The sequence below is a fragment of the Pseudomonas sp. HD57-3 genome (genome assembly GCF_056113135.1).
Genome location: NZ_CM148568.1, coordinates 977,488 through 999,530, shown reverse-complemented (window position 1 = coordinate 999,530; position 22,043 = coordinate 977,488). Strand labels below are relative to the sequence as shown.

18 protein-coding genes are annotated in these 22,043 nt (G+C 63.0%); 7 read left to right on the top strand and 11 right to left on the bottom strand.

All coding sequences use genetic code 11. The annotated features are described in order from the left end of the window. Window positions 1-10: 10 nt before the first annotated feature. Both AC0R79_RS04380 and AC0R79_RS04375 read left to right on the top strand, forming a co-directional pair. The gene (locus AC0R79_RS04380) at window positions 11-457 is read left to right on the top strand and encodes a TadE/TadG family type IV pilus assembly protein (RefSeq protein WP_474733377.1); all 447 of its coding nucleotides are present in this window, start codon (window positions 11-13) and stop codon (window positions 455-457) included. Beyond that, on the top strand, window positions 454-3,201 hold the full coding sequence (locus tag AC0R79_RS04375) for a PAS domain-containing sensor histidine kinase (RefSeq protein ID WP_474733375.1): 2,748 nt from the start codon (window positions 454-456) through the stop codon (window positions 3,199-3,201). Before AC0R79_RS04380 ends, AC0R79_RS04375 begins: the two co-directional genes overlap by 4 nt. Here the strand turns inward: AC0R79_RS04375 and AC0R79_RS04370 are convergent. From AC0R79_RS04370 to AC0R79_RS04350, 5 genes are all read right to left on the bottom strand, one after another. After that, complete coding sequence (locus AC0R79_RS04370; RefSeq protein ID WP_375745238.1) at window positions 3,198-5,186, bottom strand: pilus assembly protein TadG-related protein; 1,989 nt, start codon at window positions 5,184-5,186, stop codon at window positions 3,198-3,200. The two genes, AC0R79_RS04375 and AC0R79_RS04370, sit on opposite strands and share 4 nt — an antisense overlap. Before the next feature lie 147 nt (window positions 5,187-5,333). Then, entirely contained in the window at window positions 5,334-5,891 is a 558-nt protein-coding gene (locus tag AC0R79_RS04365) for a DUF4136 domain-containing protein (RefSeq protein ID WP_007951006.1), read from the bottom strand. Window positions 5,892-5,945: 54 nt separating this feature from the next. Next, a complete protein-coding gene (locus AC0R79_RS04360; RefSeq protein ID WP_474733371.1) occupies window positions 5,946-6,560 on the bottom strand; it encodes a DUF4136 domain-containing protein in 615 nt (204 codons plus the stop codon). Between the two features lie 12 nt (window positions 6,561-6,572). Continuing rightward, window positions 6,573-7,322 carry a methyltransferase gene (locus AC0R79_RS04355; protein ID WP_127796807.1) on the bottom strand — a complete coding sequence of 250 codons (750 nt, stop codon included), beginning with the start codon at window positions 7,320-7,322 and terminating at the stop codon, window positions 6,573-6,575. Beyond that, complete coding sequence (locus AC0R79_RS04350) at window positions 7,322-7,624, bottom strand: MazG-like family protein (protein ID WP_007951009.1); 303 nt, start codon at window positions 7,622-7,624, stop codon at window positions 7,322-7,324. Before AC0R79_RS04350 ends, AC0R79_RS04355 begins: the two co-directional genes overlap by 1 nt. A gap of 143 nt (window positions 7,625-7,767) precedes the next feature. Between AC0R79_RS04350 and AC0R79_RS04345 the strand changes: the two genes are divergently transcribed. Both AC0R79_RS04345 and AC0R79_RS04340 read left to right on the top strand, forming a co-directional pair. Next, complete coding sequence (locus tag AC0R79_RS04345; RefSeq protein WP_007951010.1) at window positions 7,768-8,061, top strand: hypothetical protein; 294 nt, start codon at window positions 7,768-7,770, stop codon at window positions 8,059-8,061. A gap of 37 nt (window positions 8,062-8,098) precedes the next feature. Continuing rightward, window positions 8,099-9,448: an MATE family efflux transporter gene (locus AC0R79_RS04340; protein WP_474733366.1), complete on the top strand. Its 1,350-nt coding sequence runs from the start codon at window positions 8,099-8,101 to the stop codon at window positions 9,446-9,448. Between the two features lie 9 nt (window positions 9,449-9,457). Here the strand turns inward: AC0R79_RS04340 and AC0R79_RS04335 are convergent, their stop codons facing one another. The 6 genes from AC0R79_RS04335 to AC0R79_RS04310 form a co-directional block, all read right to left on the bottom strand. Further along, window positions 9,458-10,252, bottom strand: coding sequence for a DUF4123 domain-containing protein (locus tag AC0R79_RS04335; protein WP_127796805.1), 795 nt, complete (start codon window positions 10,250-10,252; stop codon window positions 9,458-9,460). Next, the gene (locus AC0R79_RS04330; RefSeq protein WP_127796804.1) at window positions 10,249-11,580 is read right to left on the bottom strand and encodes a type VI secretion system Vgr family protein; all 1,332 of its coding nucleotides are present in this window, start codon (window positions 11,578-11,580) and stop codon (window positions 10,249-10,251) included. The genes AC0R79_RS04335 and AC0R79_RS04330 overlap by 4 nt, the downstream gene beginning before the upstream one ends. 232 nt (window positions 11,581-11,812) lie before the next feature. Then, entirely contained in the window at window positions 11,813-13,726 is a 1,914-nt protein-coding gene (gene speA / locus AC0R79_RS04325; protein ID WP_011332271.1) for an arginine decarboxylase, read from the bottom strand. Between the two features lie 218 nt (window positions 13,727-13,944). Continuing rightward, window positions 13,945-14,316: a translation initiation factor Sui1 gene (locus tag AC0R79_RS04320; protein WP_007951016.1), complete on the bottom strand. Its 372-nt coding sequence runs from the start codon at window positions 14,314-14,316 to the stop codon at window positions 13,945-13,947. Between the two features lie 186 nt (window positions 14,317-14,502). Then, window positions 14,503-15,060 carry an NUDIX hydrolase gene (locus tag AC0R79_RS04315; RefSeq protein ID WP_007951017.1) on the bottom strand — a complete coding sequence of 186 codons (558 nt, stop codon included), beginning with the start codon at window positions 15,058-15,060 and terminating at the stop codon, window positions 14,503-14,505. A gap of 3 nt (window positions 15,061-15,063) precedes the next feature. After that, entirely contained in the window at window positions 15,064-16,131 is a 1,068-nt protein-coding gene (locus AC0R79_RS04310; RefSeq protein WP_039772049.1) for a DUF2333 family protein, read from the bottom strand. 428 nt (window positions 16,132-16,559) lie between these two features. On the opposite strand from AC0R79_RS04310, the gene gcbA reads away from it, so the two are divergent. Genes gcbA through AC0R79_RS04295 form a run of 3 tightly spaced genes read left to right on the top strand, consistent with a single transcriptional unit; the run spans window position 16,560 to window position 22,043 of the window. Then, window positions 16,560-18,230, top strand: a complete 1,671-nt coding sequence (gene gcbA / locus AC0R79_RS04305) for a diguanylate cyclase GcbA (protein ID WP_085609200.1) — start codon at window positions 16,560-16,562, stop codon at window positions 18,228-18,230. Between the two features lie 50 nt (window positions 18,231-18,280). Beyond that, complete coding sequence (locus AC0R79_RS04300) at window positions 18,281-20,227, top strand: methyl-accepting chemotaxis protein (protein WP_474733361.1); 1,947 nt, start codon at window positions 18,281-18,283, stop codon at window positions 20,225-20,227. Window positions 20,228-20,285: 58 nt separating this feature from the next. Continuing rightward, on the top strand, window positions 20,286-22,043 hold the full coding sequence (locus tag AC0R79_RS04295) for a protein-disulfide reductase DsbD (protein WP_474733359.1): 1,758 nt from the start codon (window positions 20,286-20,288) through the stop codon (window positions 22,041-22,043).

The following is a 22,043-nucleotide window of genomic DNA, read 5'->3' as shown; positions in this document are numbered from 1 at the left end:
AGACGCACGGATGAAAACCGGCTCTCGGAAGGCGCAAAAAGGTGCGGTGGCGATCGAGTTCGCCCTGGTGTTCGTGATCTTTTTCGCGGTGTTTTACGGTCTGGTCAGCTATGCCCTGCCGTTCGTGCTGATGCAGACATTCAACCAGGCCACAGCCGAAGCCATACGCCGCGCCGTGGCGGTCGATCCCGCGATTCCCAACTATTCCAGCGTGCTGGTCAGCACCGCGAATACCGCGTTGACCCAGCAATTGTCGGTGCTGCCGTCGTCGCTGAACGTGGTGGTCGGCACGGATACGACAACGGTCTACGACCCGACTCAGGGCACGCTCACCGTAAGCGTCAATTACCCGGTGAGCAAACTCAATCGGGTCATCCCGTTTCTGGTGTTGCCGGGCATCGGCGCTGTCCCCAGCCTGCCCACCAACCTGACCGCCATTTCGAGCCTTAAATTTTGACCCCGGGTGACAACCTGCTCGGCCGCCTGCTCAAGCGGAGCATGGTCGCCAGCGATTTGCCAGACGTGCTCGGCACCCCGCTGACGGGCCTGCACATCCACCTCGACAACGACGGCGGCGTGTTGCAAATGGCCGGCCCGCTGCGCTTGCTGCTGGCGCAACAGACGCCCCGTGACAAACCGTTGCCGTTGCACGACTACCTGCTGGCGCACAGCACGCTGGCGATCGAGGGCCGGCCGCAGGAATGGCAAGGCCAACTGCTGGATCTGGACTTTCCCGGCCTGGGCGACCAGACCTTGCACCTGCGCGGCTGGGTCCAGCCGCTGGGCAACGGCTGGCTGCTGCAACTGATCGACATCGCCGACCTGCTTTCCGAACGCCAGCAAGCACATCAGCGCGAGGCGTGCCACATGATCGCCGAGCAGATCAGCAAGCAGTTGCGCAGCTGCAGCCTGGGCCGGTTACCGATGCTCGTCAGCGAACAATTGCAGGTAATCGCCCAGCGCTGGCAGATCCCGTGCCTGGCGCTCGCCCTGCTCGATGAACAGGAACAGGGCTGGCAGATCCATCAACAATTCCACGCCCATGACGCCCCGGCGCTGTGGCATGACGGCCAGCGTCTGGGCACACCGCTCGACAGCCTCAATGGCACCGGCCCGCAGCGCCTGGGTGAGCATTACGGCCAGTATGAACACTCGCGGGTTCAGGGCCTGTTCGGCAATGCCGAAGGCTTCGCCGTGCCTTACAGCGATGATCGAGGCGTGATGGCGTGGCTGCTCTGCGGTTTTTACGCGGTGGACAAGACCGCGCCGTATCTGACCGACCGCGACTGGCTGATGCTGGCGGGCGCACTGGCCGGCCCACTGCTCGGGCGCTTGCGCGAACAACAGCATCAACTGCAACTGGAACGGCTGGAGTCATTGCAGTCGCTGCTCGGCACAGGCTGGTGGGAAATCAGCAGTAACGAGCAGATTCAACTGGCCCCGACGCTGGCCGCCACGCTGCAACAGGACAGCTCGACGCTGATGCTCGACACCTGGCTGACGCTGATCCATCCCGCCGATCGCGAAGAAGTCCGCAGCCGCCTGCAAGCCCTGCAACTGCACGGGGAAATTCTCGACCTGTGCGTGCGCCTGCATGCTCGCGACGCCAGCCAGACGCCGGCGTGGTATCGCCTTCAGGGGCAAGTCACCGGCACCGGCGAGCATCGGCGCCTGGTGGGGTTCATGCTCGACATCAGCGACATCAAGAACCAGCAGCAACTGGCCGCCGCCGCCCATGCACGGCTGGACAACCTGATCGCCAGTTCACCGGCGGTGATTTACGTCCAGCACTACGTCGAAGGCGCCTTGCTGCCGGCGTTTTTCAGCGCCAGCCTGCAACCGCTACTGGGCTGGAGCCTGGAGGACTGTGACGCCAGTGCGCTGGCAGAGCGGATTCATCCGGATGACCGTGCCCTGTATTTCGAGCGCACCCGGCAACTGCTGCGCGAAGGGTCGGTGCGCGCCCGCTATCGCCTGCGCGACAGTCACGGCGATTACCACTGGCTGCTCGACGAAGCCCGGCTGTTGCGCAATGACCTCGGCCTGCCGGTGGAGGCCGTCGGTTTGTGGCTGGACGTCACCGAAGCGACGCTGGCCGCCGAGCAGGTCAGACAGAGCGAGGAACGCTACCGGATTCTGGTGGAGGACTCGCCGGCGATGATCTGCCGCTACCGCCCGGATCTGATCCTGACGTTCGGCAACCGGCCGCTGGCGACCTATCTGGAATGCACTCCCGAAGACCTGGCCGGGGTCGATCTGGGCAGCTGGATGTCCGACGTTCAGCGCGCGGCCTTCGTTGAGCGGCTGGCGCAGTTGACCCCGCAATCCCCCGTCAGCACCGCCGAAATCAACCTGCAATTGCCGGGGCGCGAGCACGCGTGGTGGGTGTGGTCGGATCGCGGCGTGTTCGATGAGCACGGCAAACTGATCGAAATCCAAGCCGTTGGCCGCGACAACACCGAAGTGCGGCGCTCTCAACAGCAACTTACGCAAAGCGCAAAAATGGCCACCCTCGGCGAAATGGCCACCGGCCTGGCCCACGAAATCAATCAGCCGCTGAACGTCATGCGCATGGCCATCGTCAACGTGCAGAAGCGCCTGAGCAACGGCGATGTGCAGATCGATTACCTGACCGACAAACTCAATCGCATCGACGCTCAGGTGCAACGCGCCGCAAAAGTGGTGGATCACATGCGGGTGTTCGGTCGCCGTTCCGAGATCGAGCAGCAGCTGTTCAACCCGGCCAGCGCCATCGAAGGCACGCTGTCGCTGTTGGCCGAAGGCATGCGCGGCAAAGGCGTGGATTTGCGCATCAGTGAAACCGCGTTCGAGGTTCAGGTGCGCGGGTATGTCGATCAGCTTGAACAGGTGCTGATCAACCTGATGGTCAACGCCCGGGATGCACTGCTGGGCAAACGCGAGTCCGACTCGGCGTTCAAGCCGTGGATTTCGATCTACGCCGAGCGCGACGAGCAGAAGGTGCGGCTGTGGGTCGAGGACAACGGCGGCGGTATCGACCCGCGGCTGCTGGAGCGGATTTTCGAACCGTTCTTCACCACCAAACCGATAGGCGTCGGCACCGGTCTGGGGTTGTCGGTGAGTTACGGGATCATCGAGAACATGGGCGGCCACTTGAGCGTGCGCAACTCGGCGGACGGTGCACGGTTCTGCATCGAACTGCCGATCGCCCCCGACGACTAGATCACCAGATACGCCTTGCCGGTCTGGCCACAGGTCATGTTGGCGCCAACGTCGACATCCATCAGATTGATCCCCAGCCCCTTGAGCAAATTGTTGAGCAGCGGATCCAGCAGCGGGCTCACCACATTGGTGATCACCGGTTGCAAGGTCGTCGTGACATCGCTGATCAGGCTGGCGACGCCGGTGACGATCGCCCCCAGCGGGTTGCTGCCCTGGGGTTTGTAGACGATCAGATTGATCCCGGCGAGGGTGCTTGCCAGGCTGCTGACGATATTGGTTGAGGGCGCGGCGGCAATCACGCTCGGCGGCAGTTTCAGGTTGGGCGGTGTTGCGAACGGTGTACCACTGGAAAACACCAGATTCTGGGTGTTCTGCGCCACGCTGGTGTTGACCATGATCGCGATGCCGCCGGCGGCGTATTGCACGTGGGTGCTCGGATCGCAGCCGCCAAGGCCCAGGATCGTATGGCAGGTGATAATGCCCAGGTCCACCAGCGGCAGCGGAGTGACCGTGGGCTCGGCAGAGGATGAAAACGCATTGGTCGGGTCGATCTTGCCCAGTTTGAGGTCGGCAATCGACGTGGTGGTGCGGGCCGTCAGGCTTTTGGTACCGGTGTTGCCGGTCGGGCAGCTGTAGTCGGTGACATAGCTGACGGCGCCGCCGGCATCCAGGCTGATGTCGACTTGTGGTGACGGCAACAATAACGGATCCATTCGCTGGCAACCGGAACAGACAAGTGAGTTAAGCAACGAGACCAGATTCAGGCTCAACAGATCATTGACGACCGTGGTCAGAGTGCCGACCAGCCCCAGTACTGCGTTGCTCAGCCCGGGCACCCCGGACAACACCGGCAGTTTCACTGACAGCAGCGTGCGAATCTGCGCAGTGCGCACATAAATCCGGTTTGGCCCGGTGGGGTTGGCCTTGGCCAGCGCCGGATCGCCAATCGCCGAAAACTGCGGCGGCTCGATGACCTTGACCCGCACCGTGACATTCGCCAGCCCCAGCACGCTGATCGGCAAGGTCGCGGCCACCGCACTCTTGCTGTTGGCCAGTTGAATCACGCCCTGGACCAGTTGCAGCAACTGCAGATTGGCATCCAGCCCGGCGGCCGTGGTGCCGGTCTGCAATTGCAGGATGTCGCCGAGTTTTACCGGTGCGGCATTGATCGCCGCCACTTGCAGCTGGCCCAGCGCGGTAATCACTTCAGCGGTGGCGCCATTGAGCTGCACCGCCGTAATCGCGGCCTGGATCAATTGGGTCACCGTGGCCTGGGTATTGAGCAGCTGAGTGTAATTGCCGGCGGCCACGTTGAGGTTGATCGCCAGTTGGTTCAGGTAGCTGAGCAGATTGATGTCGGTGTTGAGCAGCCCGTTCCAGCCCAGGGCCGTCAGGTTGACATTGCCCCCGAGCAGCCCCGAGAACAGCGGATTGAGGATGTTCGATTGGGCGGTGTTGATGCTGGCCAGGTTACTGCGGATGTTCAATTGGGCGACGGTCGGCTTGGGTTTGGCCGCCACCGCCGAAGCATAAAGTACCGTGTTGAGATTGACCGGTGTGCCACTGAACAACGCCTGCACGCCACCGGCAAAACTGGTGGTGACGGTACGATTGGCCGCGACCTTGACCGCCTCTGATTGCGTCGCGTCCACCGTAAACGTGCGCAGGCCGGTAGCGGCTGTCGCCAACTTTCCGCAATCGATCACAAGGACGTTGGTGGCGTTGGCAACAAAGCCGTTGCGCGTTGCACTTTGCCCCGCGTAACTGGCGGCGGTGAGGCCCGGCAGGCAATTGCCGCCACGGCTGACGGCTTCGAGGGCGGCGGTGTCCACCAGGCGCTGCAGTTTGCGTTGTTCCATGTACAGGCGGCCGCTGTCCACGACCAGCAGCATCAACACCAGCGCCAGGCTGAGGGTGGCGGCCGCCATCAGGCCGATGGCCCCCCGCTGCCGGGCTGGCCCGCCGCACTGCGGATGACGCGACATGGCGCACTCCTTTGCCGGCGCACTGCCGGGCGCAACCTCCATTGGTGGATTTGAGTGTAGACGCGCTGCACCGACACTGCTGGCAACGCGCCAGTTTCACCCGCCCATAAAAAAGGGAGCCATAGGCTCCCGTTTTTTTGCACAGGCTCAGCGCGGAGGATAATTCGACAGGATCCGCGCCACCGTCTCGCGGATGGCATTGCTGCGATCCGCCGGGTTCGGCGTGCGGCTGAGCATCTGCTCGTCGCTGCCGCGCCACACCAGTTTGCCGTCCTTGCCGTCGAGCAGATCGACCTGGATGGTCGCCACCTTGTAGGTAATGTTGCGGGTTTCGTTGTACATCGGCGCACCCCAATAACCGTTCCACGGGCCACCCCAACCGCCGCCGTAGTTGGTGGTCACCTGTTGCTGCCGGTCCTCGACGATCAGGTAGGTCTGCACAAACAGATCGCCTCGGGCACCCGAAGCGGCCGGGCGCAGGCCACGCTGATCCAGTTGGTCGGCAACGGCCTGACGGATGCGCTGTTCGGTCAGATCGCTCTTGATCCGTGGATCGTCGGGGCGGTATTGCAGGGCGGGGTCTTTCCAGCTCCAGCTGCGATAGGCTGCAAAGTCGCGGCTGGCGTCGAAATCATGATTGACCTGGTTGGCGGCGCAGGCACTGAGCAGTGCGGCCACGGCCAGTAAAGCGAGACGGCGGAACATGGTTTTTCTCCGGTGGAAGACATGAACCTGAGGGAGCTTTTCAATTGCAGGAAGCTAACTGGGAGGATACGCCGACATGGCCTTTTCGACAGCCTCGCGAATCGCATCGGTGCGATCACCTTGTTTGCCCTGGGTGCGGGTTTCGGCGCTGGCGCTCCAGACCGGCTGGCCACTGCCGGCGTCGAACAGATCGACCCGCACCACCACGACCTGTTCCTGGTAGGTACGAACGATCGGCACCGTGTTGTACATCCCGTATCCGCGGCCGTAACGGTCATAACCACCATAGCCGCCGCCGTAGTAACCGTAATCGTCCTGCACCTGACGCAGGCGGGTTTCCAGGCTCAGGTTGGCACTGACCAGCAGATCAGCCGGACGATTGTCATGCAGCGGGCGCAATCCGCGCTGGTCCAGAGCACTGCTCACGGCTTCGGCCACTTGCGCCGAATCCGCCCAGGCCGTGCCCGGCGGCAGCTGACCGTTGAGCCACGCCCAGCTGCGGTAGCGCCCGTAGTCACGAGGCGGCGCGGGATAAGCGCTGCGGTCGAAGGTGGTCGCCGCTTGCGGTGGTGCCGGCGGCAACGGTCGCGACTGCGCCACGTAAGGGTTGCTGCCCTGGCAGGCGGCCAACCCCAGACAGATCAGCAGTAACCCTGAATGACCTTTCATTTCTCGCTCCGATCAGATCGGCCGGCAGATCCAGTGCAAGTAGCGCCCAAGCCCGGCGAAGCTTGGGTGACGACGGTGGGCGAGCTCCATCTCGAGCAAATCAATCAATTCGGCGCGGGCCTGGAATTCCACCGGCATGTAATCGTGGAAAACCCGCACCCCGCTCTGGGTTTCGACCTGCCACAACCCGGCGAGTTGCGTTGCCAGTTCCCGTGGATCGAGTGGCTGCTGCGGGGTCAGGCTCTGTTTTTCACCGGCCATGTCGTTCTTGCGCATTTTCTTGAAATGGCCTTTGAGCAGGTTCCGGTAAATCAGTGCATCGCGGTTGTAGAACGCCAGCGACAGCCAACCGCCGGGTTTGGTCAACTGATGCAGCACCGGCAGGATCGCGTGGGGTTCGGCCAGCCATTCAAGCACCGCATGGCACAGCACCAGGTCGTAGGGTTCGGTGAGCTGGCCGAGCAGTTCCTGCCAGGGCGCCTGAATGAATGTCGCGGCTTGCCCGGCTTCGGCAAATCGCTGGCGTGCGCCTTCGAGCATCGGCTCGGCCGGCTCGGTGAAGGTCACCTGGTGCCCGCGCTCGGCCAGCCACAGCGACATGTGGCCCAGGCCGCCACCGATGTCCAGCACCCGCAACGGACGATCCGGCAAGGCTTCGGCAAGGTCGGCCTGCAGCACCGCGAGGCGGATCGCGCCTTTGGCACCGCCGTAGATTTTTTCGGCGAAACGGGTCGCCAACTGATCGAAATGACGGTCGCTCATCAGCTGAACCGCCGTTCGCTGTCGGCGAGCTTGCTGCGCACCACTTCATTCATGTCCAGCCCCAGTTCGCTGCACAGCAGCAACAGATACAGAACGATGTCGCCGACTTCCTGCCCGGCGTGGGCGAGTTTGTCCGCCGGCAATTGGCGGGACTGGTCTTCGGTCAGCCACTGGAAGATTTCCACCAGTTCGGACATTTCCACGCTGGCGGCCATCGCCAGGTTTTTCGGGCTGTGAAATTGCCGCCAGTCATTACGGTCGCGAATGGCGTGCAGGCGTTCGGTCAGTTCAACAAGGTTCATCGGGCTCTCCTGAAGGCGTATAGCTTCGGGGGGATGCCCAGCGAAGGCAAGCGCCAGTCGCCCGTTAAAACCCTCTATGCTTGCAGGGAACTCGACCGCACCCGCTGCGGCCCAAGGCTCAGCTCTTTCATCAGGAAACAGACATGCAGGTAGAAAGCTTTTTCGAATGGCTGGGCCAGGCGCTCGGCTCGATCATCCGCTTCATCGTCGATGGCCTCAGCGGCCTGTTCAATCTGCTCGGCAACGCCGGCGGCAACTTTGTCGACGGGCTGTCGAAGGCGCTGGGCATGGACACGTCGATCATCAGCATCATCGCGCTGATCGTCGGCCTGATGCTGCTGTGGTCGGCAATCCGCGCGTTCATGAATGCCTCGATCATTGCCGGGATCATCTGGTTGCTGCTGGGATTGTGGCTGCTGAGCTGGATCATTCACTGACACCTCCCGCTACAATGCCGCTCCCCAAGGAGCCCGCATGTCCAACCTGATCGCCGACTGGCGCGACCGCCCGACCCATCGCCGGGTCTGGGCCCTCGCCGCCCCCATGATCCTCTCCAACATTTCCGTGCCGCTGGTGGCGCTGGTCGACAGCACCGTCATCGGTCACCTGCCCCACGCCCATCAACTGGGCGCGGTGGCGGTAGGCGCCAGCCTGTACACCTTTCTGGCCTGGGCCATGGGTTTTCTGCGCATGGGCACCACCGGTTTCGCCGCGCAGGCGGCCGGTCGCAGCGACGGTGCGGCCTTGCGACAGATTCTGCTTCAGGGCCTGCTGCTGGCGATGGGGCTGGCGCTGCTGCTCGGAACCCTGGGCGTACCGCTGAGCGGCGTCGCGCTGCACTTCATGCAACCGTCGGCGGAGCTGGGTCAACTGACCCGCGACTTCTTCCACACCCGGCTGTTCGGGCTGCCGGCGGCGCTGGCCAGTTATGCGCTGGTCGGCTGGTTCCTCGGCACTCAGAACGCCCGGGCGCCGCTGGCGATTCTGTTGAACACCAACCTGATCAACATCGTGCTCAACCTGTGGTTCGTGATGGGTCTGGACTGGGGCGTGGTCGGTTCGGCCCGGGCATCGGTGATCGCCGAATGGAGCGGCGCCCTGCTCGGCCTGTGGATGACTCGCAAGGCATTGCGCGCCTATCCCGGTCACATCGCCTGGGCCGCCCTGAAAGTCTGGCAGAGCTGGCGCCCGCTGCTGGCCGTCAACCGTGACATTTTCATCCGCAGCCTGGCCCTGCAATCGGTGTTTTTCCTGATCACCGTGCAGGGCGCGCGACTCGGCGATGCCACGGTCGCAGCCAACGCGCTGCTGCTCAACGGCCTGCTGCTGACCGCTCACGCGCTGGACGGTCTGGCCCACGCCGTCGAAGCCCTGTGCGGCCACGCCATCGGCGCCCGTGATCGTCTGGCCCTGCGCCGCTCGCTGGTGGTTGCCGGTGGCTGGTCGTTGCTGGCCAGCCTGGGCTTTGCCGCGCTGTTTCTGTTGGCCGGCCACTTGTTCATCGAAATGCAGACCGACATCCAAAGCGTGCGCGACACCGCCTTCATCTACCTGCCCTATCTGGCCGTCCTGCCGTTGATCGCGGTCTGGAGCTACTTGCTCGACGGCCTGTTCATCGGTGCCACCCGCGCCCGGGAAATGCGCAACGGCATGCTGGCGACCGTGATCCTGCTGCTGCCGGTCGCCTGGGCGCTGCAAGGTCTGGGCAATCACGGCCTGTGGATTTCATTCCTGCTGTTCATGGTGCTGCGCAGCCTGACGCTCGGAGGGCTGGCGTGGTGGCTGCGTCGCACCGATGGCTGGTTCAACGGTGCCGCTCACTGAAGCGGCGCCTCACGACGGGTCGTTCAGCCAACGCCGACGCAACAGCTCAAGCCGCTCCCGTGGGGTCAATCCTTGCGGCAGCGGTGTCAGTTCGGCACGCGGATGCTGCAAACGCAGCCACAGCCAATCGTCCAGCAGCGCCTGCTCGCTGAACCCCAGTTCCAGGCCTTGCTCCTGAAAGGAAGACATCAGCCGATAGTCGTTCCCTGTCGCCTGACTCCAGCGCCAGACATGCTGATCCAGCAGGCAGCGGTGCAGGCGTTCGCGCTGGCGACGGGTCAGGCTTTGCTCGATCCGCAGCGACTCCACGGCCAGCCCCGGATTGCGCAGTTGCTGCCAGCCCTGACTGCCACCGGCCAGATCGGCCCAGGTCCCGCCGAACCAGCGCAGCCACCCGATCGGCCCGAGCCAGCAGCTCAATTGCCGGGCATCGCAGGCATCGAAAAAGTAGCTGGCGGTCTGGCGATTGTAGAAATTGAGCAGTGCCCGATGATTGAGGCCGACGGACACGGTCAGCATCCGCTGCAAGTGTTCGCGCAATACCTGTGCCGAGGCCTCGCTGCCCAGCAGCAGGCCTTGCCAGGTCTGCGGGTCGGCGTGGCAAAGCGCCGACAGCGCCGGGCTGTCATGCAGGTCGATCAGCCACGGGCCTTGTTCACTGACCGGCTGGAACTCCGTACCGTCAAACAGCTTCAGGCTGTGCACACCGGCAAATCCCTGGCGTAACGTCTGCACGGCCTGTGGTGCCTGTGCGATATCCAGCAACAACCATTGAGCGCGCTGTCCGGGGGCCGCGACGCTCATCTTCCGTCGCTCGTTTTGAGCCCGGCGACCAATCGACAGCTGCACAGTGACGCCGCGCAATGCCGATAACTGCCGCCTCCCGGTATCAGGCACAACAACAATAACGGCTCGGCCGCTTTCAGCCATTGAGGCAGGCCCGCGCTCGCCAGATGCTCGGGCAGTGCTGACGGTGCATCATCCCCAATGGCTTCGGTGAGTGACGGAACCTGCAAGACGCCGCTGATCACGGGCTGCTCTGGGTCACCTTCCAGAAAGCTCACCACCACCTCCACCCCGTCCTTCAATGATGCCATCGGCGTATCGGCCAACGCCGGAGCCAGCGGCAGCCAGCAGTGGCTGGGGCGGGCCCCCTCTCCCTGATAGAGCCAGTCGAACTGAACGGCCACCGGCCGCACGGCATCCGGTTGCGCCTCCTCGACCGAGACCACCCACGCGCGTTGTGGGCTGCACATGCGCGCACCCCGGTATTCAACGGATGATCGGGACATCGGCAACTGGTCAGCGGTAAAGATCCGGTTGCTGTAGGGCGGCTCGAGCGACTGATCGGCCCGATGCTCGATTCGGCTCACCAGCCAGTGCGCATTCGCGTCTGCCAGGGGCTGGCCGGAAATCGTCAGCCAGTGACCACTGCGCAGGGTTGGCGAGTGGGAATGCCCCTGCGCCGTGCGTGTCCGCCGCGAGCCTGCTGCATGCAGGCGGGCATGTTCGCCCAGTTGCCAGCGGCTCAAATCCTCGCCCTCGCATCGCAGGCTCCCGGCGCGTGGCAGTCGAGCCGGGTCATCCCCGAACACCAGGCAATGCCCCCTGACCCCATGTTCGAAGTGATAGTGAATGCGTGCCTGGCCGCACAACCGCTGCACCAACTCCAGATCCGACTCGCCGTACTGGGTGCAGAACGTGCGGGGCGGATAGGCGTCCTGCAAATCAAACCGGCGCCCGTTGCCACTGATGCCGTGCTCCCTGAGCACCTGATCAAGAATCTGCGGTATCGAAAGATCACTGAAGATGCGCTGGCTGTAACGCAGGCCCAGGCAGCTCAACCGAGGCCCGAGTCGCGCCCGAAACAACCGGGCACCGCGCCCCTGTTCATGCTGGACAAGACTGTGCAACTGCCCGTGAACACCATTGCCGCAAGGCCCGAAACACAGGCGCGCCGAACGGTACATCAGGCCGGCAAGGTCCAGGTGCGGATCATCGACCAGCACGTCGATCTCGAATGAAAAAGGCTCGCTGATGGCTTCGCAACCCGTGAATGCCAGGACTTCAAGCGAGTCGGACAGGCCCGCTACATCGAGACGAAACGACGGCTCGTCGGCTGGATCGAACATGGGGGGATTCTCTACAGGGGGGCGGGCGGGGATTCTCGCCGAGACCCATGGCCGAGTAGAGGGCCGAACTACAAATTCGGAAATGACCTACGCGAAAAGCAGACGACGTCACTTTGCTCGCCTGGAAGCAAGCCGTTTCGCGAAGAGAAAAAGAAGCGTCTCACCTGGTTGTCTGAAACGTCCGCGGTGAGCGGAACAATTTCAGACAACCCGATGAAAGCGGAACCTGGCCTCAGGAAGACAGGTAGGAGGAGCGGGTCAGACCCAGGCGCAATGCATCGAGGAACTGGGTGCGCTCGCTGGCGCTGATGCGGGCACTGGCGCACTTGTCGCGGTAGTGGGTCATCAGCTCTTCCGGCGACAGGTGCACGTAGCGCAGCATGTCTTCGATGGTGTCGTGGGTTTCAATGCCGGCGTGGTACACGCTGCCGTCGGCGTTCTGGTAGATGTTCACCGAGTCGGTGTCACCGAACAGGTTGTGCATGTCGCCGAGGATTTCCTGATAGGCGCCGACCAGGAACACGCCCAGCAGGTAGTCTTCACCTTCGTTCAGCGCATGCACCGGCAGGCTGGTCTCGATGCTCTGCTCGTCGACGTACTGGTTGATCTTGCCGTCGGAGTCGCAGGTCAGGTCTTGCAGAACTGCACGACGCAGCGGCTCTTCGTCGAGACGGTGCAGCGGGATGATCGGCAGGACCTGATCGATCGCCCAGGTGTCCGGCAGGCTCTGGAACACCGAGAAGTTGCAAATGTACTTGTCGGCCAGCTTGTCGTTGAGTTCGTCCAGCACCTGACGGTGCGAACGCTGACGCGCTTTCAGCGAGTTGTGCAGGCGACGGCACACCGCGAAGTAGCATTGTTCGGCCAGGGCTTTCTCGGCCAGGGTCAGTTTGCCGTCGGCGTACTGGGCGGCCACGTCGCTCATGTAGTGGGTGGCGCGCCAGTAGGTTTCGGTGACCATTTCGATGTCGGTCGGGCCGAGCAGGTCAACCAGCCACTGCACGGTTTCCGGCAGTGCTTCCTTGTTCTCGATCTGCGGCACGTCGTCGTTGTGCTTCTCGACGTCGGTCACCTGCACCACCAGCATCGCGTGGTGCGCAGTCAGCGAGCGGCCGCTTTCGGAGAAGATGTGCGGATGCGGCAAGGCCTGCGCGTCGCAGAACTCCTTGAGCATTCCGACCACGACACCGGCGTAGTCGTCCATGTCGTAGTTGATCGAACTGGCGTTGCGCGAGTGGGTACCGTCGTAGTCGACGCCCAGGCCACCACCGACGTCGATGTGATCGACCGGCAGACCGAGGTTGCGCAGCTCGCCGTAGTAACGGATCGCTTCCTTGAAGCCGTGCTGGTAGTCAGCGAGGTTGGCGATCTGCGAACCCATATGGAAGTGCAGCAGGCGGATGCCCTGATCCAGGCCCGCCGCGCGGAAGCGCTCGACCACGGACAGCAGTTGCGCCGCCGACAGGCCGAACTTGGATTTCTCACCACCGGTGTCCGCCCACTTCGACGATGCCAGCGACGACAGACGCACGCGCAGGCCGACCTGCGGCTTGACCTTCAGCGAGGCGGCTTCTTCGATCACCAGACCGACTTCGGATTCTTTCTCGATCACGATGAACACGTTGTGACCGAGCTTCTGGCCCATCAGCGCCAGACGGATGAATTCGCGGTCCTTGTAACCGTTGCAGACGATGGTGCCGCCCTTCGGCGCCAGCGCCAGCACCGCCAGCAGCTCAGGCTTGGAGCCGGCTTCCAGACCGATGGAAACGTTCTGGGTGGCGATGATGTTCTCGATCACCGCTTCCTGCTGGTTGACCTTGATCGGGTACAGCGCGGTGTATTTGCTCTGGTATTCCAGACGCTCGATGTTCGCATCGAAAGCGCCGGTCAGCTGACGGACGCGGTCTTGCAGAATGTCGGGGAAACGCACCAGCAGCGGCAGGGACAAGCCACTCTTGCGCAACTGGTCGACTTGTTCGAACAGATCGATAGGCGAGCTGCTCGGGCCGTTCGGACGAACTTCGACGCGACCGGCGTCATTGATCGCGAAATACCCGGCCCCCCAATGGCGAATCCCGTAAACACTGCGGCTGTCCGCAACTGTCCATTGGCTGCCATCGTCTTTGCGTGTGCGTCGTACGGACATCGAAGTCCCCTATAAAGAAGTCATAGTGCGTCGCCTGATCTCAGGCCGGCGCAGTCTAAAGAATGAAAATGACGGTTCGTCAGCGGGGCGGTAGACCGCGCTGACAGCGTTGAGTTTAGAAACCGGTCATGAACAGGCTCTGTGAAAACCATGGAAACGACGTCAGGCCCAGGAACTCTGGAGCTGAATCAAGCCGCCGGTGGGTTTCACAGAGGCTGCTAGCCGCCGGACTTCTTCGCCTTGAAACCGTGCTTGACCAACTCGGCCAGGAGCAGCTCGACATGGTCGCCCTGAATCTCGATGATCCCGTCTTTCAACGCACCGCCGGTGCCGCAACGTTTCTTCAACGTTGTCGCCAGCTCCTTGAGCGCGTCTTCGGCCAGGGGCACGCCGGTGATGGTGGTCACCGTCTTGCCGCCACGGCCCTTGCTCTCGCGGCGCACGCGGGCAATGCCGTCGCCGGCCGGGATCACGGTTTGCTTGCAGATACAGGCGTCCACCGGCTTGCTGCATTCCGGGCAATGACGACCTGCGTCGGTGGAAAATACCAGGCCGCCCAAGGCGGCGAAGGATGCGGCTTTTTTGGCCACCGGCAATCCTCTCGGGAGGACAAAGACTGATCGCAGCCTTGGGCAAGGCTATCGACCGCGAAGCCCCACTCAGGCAGGGGCAGCGCTACTGTGCCGATTGATCCTGTAAGCAGGCCGGCACAGCTTGAAAAGGTCGCGCAGTGTAACGGCAAAAACGCCGATTGCTAAGTGCCAATCGGCGCCAATTTATGTGTTCTTTGCGACGTCGCTTTGCTGAGCCTTCAGATAGCGTTTCAACGCGGCCAGAGAGTCCGGGCAATAAGGCTTTTGCTGGATTTCCAGCATGACCTGCTCGACCGGAATGAAGCGCGCTTCGAGCACTTCTTCGGGCTGCAGGATCAGCGGCCCGTCCCACACTGCCGAAAACGCCGAACACCAGAGGCGATTGCCAGTGTCCTCGAAGTAGAAATGGTCGTGGGCCGTCAGCTCGACGCCGCTCACTCCCAACTCTTCCTCCAGTTCACGGGCCGCCGACTCGGCGTAGGTCTCGTTCGCCTGCACCATGCCGCCTGCCGCCACGTCCCAGTAACCGGGATAGATGGCTTTGCTCAACGTACGCCGATGGACGCAGAGTTCACCGGCGGAGTTGAACAGCATGATGTAGGTGCCACGGCCGATCAGCCCGCGCTCGCGCAGGTCGGAGCGCACCAGGGCGCCGAGCAGGTTGTCCTGCTCGTCGACCCAGGCGATCTGTTCGGCATCCGAGGCGGCGCGGTGGGCCGCCTCTTTGGCGCTCTCGTCCATGACTCAGCCCTGATTGAGCAGTTGACGCAAATCGATCACGGCGGCGTTGGCCCGGGAAATATAGTTGGCCATGACCAGCGAGTGGTTGGCCAGCACACCGAAACCGCTGCCATTGAGGATCATCGGGCTCCAGATCGGCTCCTGAGACGCCTCCAGCTCACGAATGATCTGACGCACGCTGACGGTCGCGTTCTTCTTCGCCAGCACGTCGGCGAAATCGACCTCGATTGCGCGCAGCAGGTGCGACAGCGCCCAGGCCTGGCCGCGGGCTTCGTAGAACACGTTGTCGATCTGCATCCACGGAGTCTCGACGACTTCCTCGTCGACCTGCGGCACTTCACCCACCGCCGGCACTTCGGTTTTCAGCGCGGTGTTGAGCTTGACCCGGCCAACGCTGGCCGACAGGCGTTGCGACAGCGAACCGAGACGGGTGCCGACATCGCCCAGCCAGTTGTTCAGGTTGTCGGCGCGGGCGTAGAACAGCGCGTTTTTCTGGGTCGGGTCGGACAGGCGCGCCTGATAACGGCTCAGGGAATTGATGCCTTCCTGATATTCCGATTCGCTGGACGGCAGGATCCAGCTCTTGTTGTCGAAGTTGAAGCGCGGCTCGGCCTTGGCCAGGTCGGCGTCTTCAGCCGATTGCGACTGCGAGCGGGCGAAGTCCTTGCGCAGGGCACGGGTCAGGTCGCGCACCTGCACCAGCACGCCGTATTCCCAGCTCGGCATATTGTCCATCCACAGGCCCGGCGGGAAACGGTCGTTGGAAATGTAGCCGCCCGGCTTGTCGAGCAACGTGCCGGCAACGGTTTTCAGGGTTTCGACGGTGGTGTAGCCGACCACCATCTGCTTGCCTTCCTTCTCGGCGGCAACCTGAGCGTTCTGCGCCACGGGAAACAGCGCCGGCTCCTGGCTCCAGTACCAGCCCAGGCCGATGGTCACCAACAGGTAAATGGCGACCAGCGTGGCCAGCGCCCGGCTGAACAACAGCCCGCCGACATAGCTGCGGGCGGCCGACTTGGGCTCGGCGGCACGTTCAGGCGCGCTGCCCGCGCGGTTCTTCCAGTCCAGCATGGCGATATCCTTTCAATCTTGGGTTCAACGGTTCGACCACAACCATACAACAACGTGCCTCGACCGGGCACCCGTCAATATTGACAGGCGTTGTCTCGCCACCCGACACGAGGCCCGGACAGACCGCCCTAAGGGATTCCCCGATATCCGAATCACCATCAGTTCGATGCCGATACCCGCAACGCGACAGCACAAACACCCCGCCCCACCTTTCTCATCCTCCGATAAATTCACCGGCATTCAGATCGGCAAATGCCCGATAGATGGGGACTTCCCCGACGATCAGGTTCAAATTGAAACCCGGCAGTCAGAAACTGAATGATGTCGTACCGCAGATTATTGACGTACGACACTCATGTAAGGGAAAAGAGGTGCTAGCATAGAGCCACCAGTCGATCTCAGCATGCACCCTAACTAGTAGTCAGGATATGACCGAGCCAGAAGACCCCAGCCGTGAGCGCCTCAAGCACCACTTTGCCCAGCGGGTAATTCATCAGGCACGTCAGATTCTTGAGATATGGCAGCGCCTGCAACGCAGTGAGTGGTCCACTGCCGATCTCGCCGAACTGAGCGAGGCCAATCTGCGCCTGCTGCGTTTTGCCGAGCGTTTCGAACAGCCCGAACACACGCAGCTGGCCCGCCACATCAGCCAGTCGCTGGAAGCGGTGGACGCCAATCGCGGGCGCCTGAGCAGCGGCCTGATCACCGATCTCAACCGTCTGATGCAGCGCTTGTCGCGCACCGGCCTGCGCCATGGCGATCAGCTCGATCAGACCTTCCTGCCGCCCCTGCGCAAACCGATCTACGTGATGCTGCAGGATCACGACCGCGCCGAGCGGCTGGCCAAGCAGCTGGAGTTTTTTGGTCTGAGCGCCCAGGCGCTGGACAGCGTGTCGGCGTTTCGCTCCTCGATGGTCGAGCGCCTGCCGGCCGCGATCGTCATGGACGTGGATTTCAGCGGTGCCGGCGTCGGCCTGAAACTCGCCGCCGAAGCCCAGCAAGGTCTGGAAGAACCGCTGCCGCTGCTGTTCTTCAGCCTGCACGAAACCGACACCCCGACCCGCCTCGCGGCGGTACGCGCTGGTGGCCAGGAATTCCTCACTGGCACCCTCGAAGCCTCGAGCCTGCTGGAGAAGATCGAAGTCCTGACCTGCGTCGCCCAGTACGAACCCTATAAAGTGCTGATCATCGACGACTCCCGCGCTCAGGCCCTGCACACCGAACGCCTGCTCAACAGCGCCGGGATCGTCACTCGCACCCTGATCGAACCGATTCAGGCCATGGCCGAGCTGGCGGACTTCCAGCCGGACCTGATCATCCTCGACATGTACATGCCGGCCTGCACCGGCACCGAGCTGGCCAAGGTCATCCGCCACAACGACCGCTATGTCAGCGTGCCGATCATTTATCTGTCGGCCGAGGACGATCTGGACAAACAGCTCGACGCCATGAGCGAAGGTGGCGACGACTTCCTGACCAAGCCGATCAAGCCGCGTCATCTGATCACCACTGTGCGCAACCGCGCCGCCCGCGCGCGCAACTTGAAGGCACGGATGGTCCGCGACAGCCTCACCGGCCTGTACAACCACACGCACATTCTGCAATTGCTCGAAGACTGCTCGTTCCGCGCCCGCCGCGAGAACAAGCCGCTGAGCTTTGCCATGCTCGACATCGACCACTTCAAGCGGGTCAACGACAGCCACGGCCATCCCATGGGCGATCGGGTGATCAAGAGCTTGGCGCTGTTTCTCAAGCAGCGTCTGCGCAAGACCGACTTCATCGGCCGTTACGGCGGCGAGGAATTCGCCATCGTCATGCCCGACACCGATATAGAAGCCGCGCACAAAGTGCTCGACGAAATCCGCCAGCGCTTTGCCGAGATTCACTATCCGGCTCAGCCGCAGGATCTGTGGTGCACGTTCAGCGCCGGCGTGGTGGAGATGCACGACGATTCCGACAGCCTGATGATGGCCAGCCAGGCCGACGAGGCGCTGTACCGCGCCAAGGGCGAAGGACGCAACCGGGTGCAGACCGCGCGCGACTCAAAGCAAAGTGCCACTTTTTCATCGGATTCGACCCAATCGGTCATAACCTTGTAACAGAACCGCAATAAATTCAGGCACTTACCATTCTGCCGTTGGTAGCCGTCATGCGCCTGAAGTTGCTCACCAATCTCAATACTCTGTTGCTGGTCGCCGTCTGCGTGGCCCTCGGCGCCACGCTGTGGTGGTCGCAGAAAGCCCTGGAGCGCCCGTATCTGTTGATGGAGCGTTACCTGGGGCTGTCGCAGACATTTCAGAATGACGTGGCACGCAATGTCGAGGATTACCTCGCCAGCGGCGACGCCCTGCGCCTGAGCAGCGCCAGCCAGGCCATCGATCAGTTGCAGAAAGAACTCGGCGAGTTGCCGCCCGCGCTGGCCGACACCTTGCGCCCGAGCCTCACCGGTCTCGATGAATTCAGCAAGACCGACCTGCTGGCCGCCGGCAAACTGGCCGGCGATCCACAAGCGCTGCTGTTGCAGGCCGAGCGCGAATTGAGCGCCAGCCTTGATCAACTCAGCACCTACGCCGGCGGCAACGCGACTTACCTCACGCCCCTGCTGGTCGCCTCTCAACATCTGGGCAAGCTGTCGCTGGCCCGGGACAAACTGGTCAGCAGCGGACGCAGTGAACTGGCCGCCGATGTCGAGCGCGAAGTCAGCAACATCCGCGCCCAGGCCCAGACGATCGACGCCCTGCCCTTGCTCGGCGTGGTCGCCAGCAGCGAATCCGGCAGCGATGATTTCGCCGCCATGATGGGCATCGAAAGCACGGAAAAAGCCGCTGCCGAAGACGCCGGCGTCGGCCTCAAACGCGAACTCAACAGTTTGGTAGGGCGTTACCCGGCGGAGCTGGCGCGCACCCGCGATCAGATCCAGAAACGCACCGACCTGAGCACCGCGACCCACCAGAAAATCGCCGCCGTGCAGCAGGCCATCGCCGGTCTCGAGCCGGTAGTGCGCGCCCAGCACGGGCAGATCCAGGGCGAAGTGCGGCTGATGCAAGGCGTGATGATCGGCCTGATTCTGCTGATCGCGCTGCTGATCGACACTCTGCAGCGGCGCCTGGCCCGCACCCTGACCAGCCTCGCCCCGGCGCTGTCGACCTGGGCCGAAGGCGATTTCAGCCGCGACATTCATCTGGGCAAGACCAACCGCGAACTGCACGACATCGAAGCCTCGCTCAATCGTCTGCGCGCCTATCTGGTGGATCTGGTCGGGACGATTCGCGGCAATGCCGAGCAAGTGGCAGGCAGCAGTCGCACCCTCGCCGAGCTGAGCAATGACTTGCACAGCGGTGCCGAACATCAGGCCGGCGATACCGCGCTGATCCGTGATTCCCTCGGCGAACTGGAAGCGACCATCCAGCAAGTGGCCGGCGATGCGCGTCAAGCTGCCGACGCCAGTCGCCATGCCGGACTGGCCGTCGAACACGGGCAACAAGTGATCGGCCAGAGCCTCACCGGCTTGCACGCGCTGGTCGGCGAAGTGCAAGGCAACGCACAGATGATCGAACACCTGGCCGAAGAGTCGGCAACCATCGGCGGCGTGCTGACGGTGATCCGCTCGATTGCCGACCAGACCAACCTGCTGGCGCTCAACGCGGCGATCGAAGCCGCCCGCGCCGGGGAAATGGGCCGTGGTTTTGCCGTGGTGGCCGAAGAAGTGCGCTCGCTGGCACAACGCACCGCCGGCGCCACCGCCGAAATCCAGACCCTGATCGCCGGCCTGCAAACCGCCGCCCGGCAATCGGTCGAGGGCATGCGCGCGCAGGTCGAACATGCCGAGGCCACGGCCAATCAGGCGCAATCGGCGGACGGTGCACTGGACAAGATTGTCGGCGCGATCCAGACCATCTCCGACACCGCGATCCGCATCGCCGACATCACCGCGCAACAGAGCGGCGCGGTCAGCGAAATCCGCGATCACAGCGAACGGATTCACCAGTTGGGCGGGGACAATCTGCTGCGTATCGGCCAGGGCCGCGAGCAAGGCGAGAACCTGCTGTTACTGGGCGGTCAGCTGCACACCGCCGTGCAGGCGTTCCGCGTGTGACACACAGCGCAGGGCCAAGTCCGCTATCATTCCCGCACCTTTGATTCGCGAGATTGTCATGCGCCGTCTGCTCTGCCTGCTGTTTTTCGTCTTCGCCCTGCCGGCCGGCGCCGCCGGTCTGTTCGACAGCAAACCCAGCGCCACGCTGGGCTCGGTCAACAACAGCGCCGATTTCCTGCCGGTGCGCGAAGCCTTTCAACTGAGCCTGGTCGAGAGCACGCCGCAATCGGTCAAACTGCGCTTCGTCGCCACCGAAGGCTATTACCTCTACCGCCATCGCTTCCAGTTTCGTGCCGAGCCTGCCGAGGTAAAACTTGGCGCCGCACAACTGCCCCAAGGCGAACAGAAACACGACGAGTATTTCGGCGACGTCGAGGTCTACCACGGCATTCTCGATGTGGAGCTGCCGCGCAATGATTCCCGGGCGTTTACGTTGGCCGTCACCTATCAGGGCTGTGCCGACAAGGGTTTGTGCTACCCACCGGAAACCGAACGCCTGAGCATCGAGGGCAACGCAGCGGCACGTGACGCGTCCGCTCCGGTGACGGGTTGGGACTGGCGTGATCTGGCGCTGTTCTTCCTGGCGGGCCTGGGGCTGACCTTCACACCTTGCGTATTGCCGATGCTGCCGATCCTGTCCGGCGTGGTGTTGCGCGGGCAGGTCGGCGGTTTGCGTGGCTTCAATCTGTCCCTCGCTTATGTGCTGCCGATGGCGGCGTGCTTTGCGCTGCTCGGGGCCTTGATGGGGCTGTTCGGTGCGCAACTGAATTTGCAGGCGCGGCTGCAATCGGCGTGGGTGCTGGTGCCGTTCGCGATGTTCTTTGCGGTGTTCGCGCTGGCGATGTTCGGCGTATTCGAGTTGAAACTGCCGCACTTCATCAGCAGCCGCCTCGACCGGATCGCCGGCCGTACCGAAGGCGGTTCGCTGTGGGGCGCGGCGGTATTGGGCGTGGTGTCGAGTCTGCTGGTATCGCCGTGTGTTTCCGCACCGCTGGCCGGCGCGCTGCTTTATATAAGCGCCAGTGGCGATGCGCTGGGCGGCGGTTTGAAGCTGTTCATGCTCGGCTTGGGCATGGGCGCGCCGCTGTTGCTGGTGGCTACCGGCGGCGCGGCGTGGCTGCCGAAAAGCGGGCCGTGGATGATGTACGTGAAGAATGGCATCGGCGTGTTGCTGCTCGGGCTGGCCATCGGCCTGCTCAGCCGCGTGTTGCCGGGGCAGATCACCTTGCTGCTGATCGGCTTGCTGGCTGGTGGCGTTGGCCTGTTCCTCGGTGCCCTGGAATTCGTCTACAAACCGCCGCGCAAACGGCTCGGCCAGTTGCTCGGCATGTTCCTGCTGTTTTATGCGCTGGCCTGCTGGTACGGCGCGTTCAGCGGGCAGACCGATCCGTTGAATCCGATAGCCCCGGCACGCCTTGCCGACAGCGGCTCGACCGCGCAAAACAGCGGCTCGTGGCAGACCGTCAGCACCCCGGCGGAACTGGATCGGGTGCTGCTCGAAGCGAAAACCGCCGGCACCCCGTTGCTGCTCGACTGGTACGCCGACTGGTGCATCAGCTGCAAAGTCATCGAACACGAAGTGCTCAATGACGCGACAGTCGTCGATCGGCTCAAGGGCTATCGGCTGATCCGCTTCGATATCACTGCGAGCAACGCCGAACAGCGCACCCTGCTCGACCGCTACAGCCTGTTTGGCCCACCGGCGCTGATGTTCTTCGGCAAGGACGGGGTGGAACGTCGCGATGTGCGGGTGATCGGCGAGATCAACGCCAGCGACTTCGCCGAACGTGTCGCCAAAGCGAATGACCGGATTTAA

What these genes read in the sequence shown, in the direction of transcription:
- AC0R79_RS04380 (WP_474733377.1), top strand. Translation starts at nt 11, where the DNA reads ATGAAAACCGGCTCTCGGAAGGCGCAAAAAGGTGCGGTGGCGATCGAG.
- AC0R79_RS04370 (WP_375745238.1), bottom strand. Translation starts at nt 5,186, where the DNA reads ATGTCGCGTCATCCGCAGTGCGGCGGGCCAGCCCGGCAGCGGGGGGCC.
- AC0R79_RS04365 (WP_007951006.1), bottom strand. Translation starts at nt 5,891, where the DNA reads ATGTTCCGCCGTCTCGCTTTACTGGCCGTGGCCGCACTGCTCAGTGCC.
- AC0R79_RS04360 (WP_474733371.1), bottom strand. Translation starts at nt 6,560, where the DNA reads ATGAAAGGTCATTCAGGGTTACTGCTGATCTGTCTGGGGTTGGCCGCC.
- AC0R79_RS04355 (WP_127796807.1), bottom strand. Translation starts at nt 7,322, where the DNA reads ATGAGCGACCGTCATTTCGATCAGTTGGCGACCCGTTTCGCCGAAAAA.
- AC0R79_RS04350 (WP_007951009.1), bottom strand. Translation starts at nt 7,624, where the DNA reads ATGAACCTTGTTGAACTGACCGAACGCCTGCACGCCATTCGCGACCGT.
- AC0R79_RS04345 (WP_007951010.1), top strand. Translation starts at nt 7,768, where the DNA reads ATGCAGGTAGAAAGCTTTTTCGAATGGCTGGGCCAGGCGCTCGGCTCG.
- AC0R79_RS04340 (WP_474733366.1), top strand. Translation starts at nt 8,099, where the DNA reads ATGTCCAACCTGATCGCCGACTGGCGCGACCGCCCGACCCATCGCCGG.
- AC0R79_RS04335 (WP_127796805.1), bottom strand. Translation starts at nt 10,252, where the DNA reads ATGAGCGTCGCGGCCCCCGGACAGCGCGCTCAATGGTTGTTGCTGGAT.
- AC0R79_RS04330 (WP_127796804.1), bottom strand. Translation starts at nt 11,580, where the DNA reads ATGTTCGATCCAGCCGACGAGCCGTCGTTTCGTCTCGATGTAGCGGGC.
- speA (WP_011332271.1), bottom strand. Translation starts at nt 13,726, where the DNA reads ATGTCCGTACGACGCACACGCAAAGACGATGGCAGCCAATGGACAGTT.
- AC0R79_RS04315 (WP_007951017.1), bottom strand. Translation starts at nt 15,060, where the DNA reads ATGGACGAGAGCGCCAAAGAGGCGGCCCACCGCGCCGCCTCGGATGCC.
- AC0R79_RS04310 (WP_039772049.1), bottom strand. Translation starts at nt 16,131, where the DNA reads ATGCTGGACTGGAAGAACCGCGCGGGCAGCGCGCCTGAACGTGCCGCC.
- gcbA (WP_085609200.1), top strand. Translation starts at nt 16,560, where the DNA reads ATGACCGAGCCAGAAGACCCCAGCCGTGAGCGCCTCAAGCACCACTTT.
- AC0R79_RS04300 (WP_474733361.1), top strand. Translation starts at nt 18,281, where the DNA reads ATGCGCCTGAAGTTGCTCACCAATCTCAATACTCTGTTGCTGGTCGCC.
- AC0R79_RS04295 (WP_474733359.1), top strand. Translation starts at nt 20,286, where the DNA reads ATGCGCCGTCTGCTCTGCCTGCTGTTTTTCGTCTTCGCCCTGCCGGCC.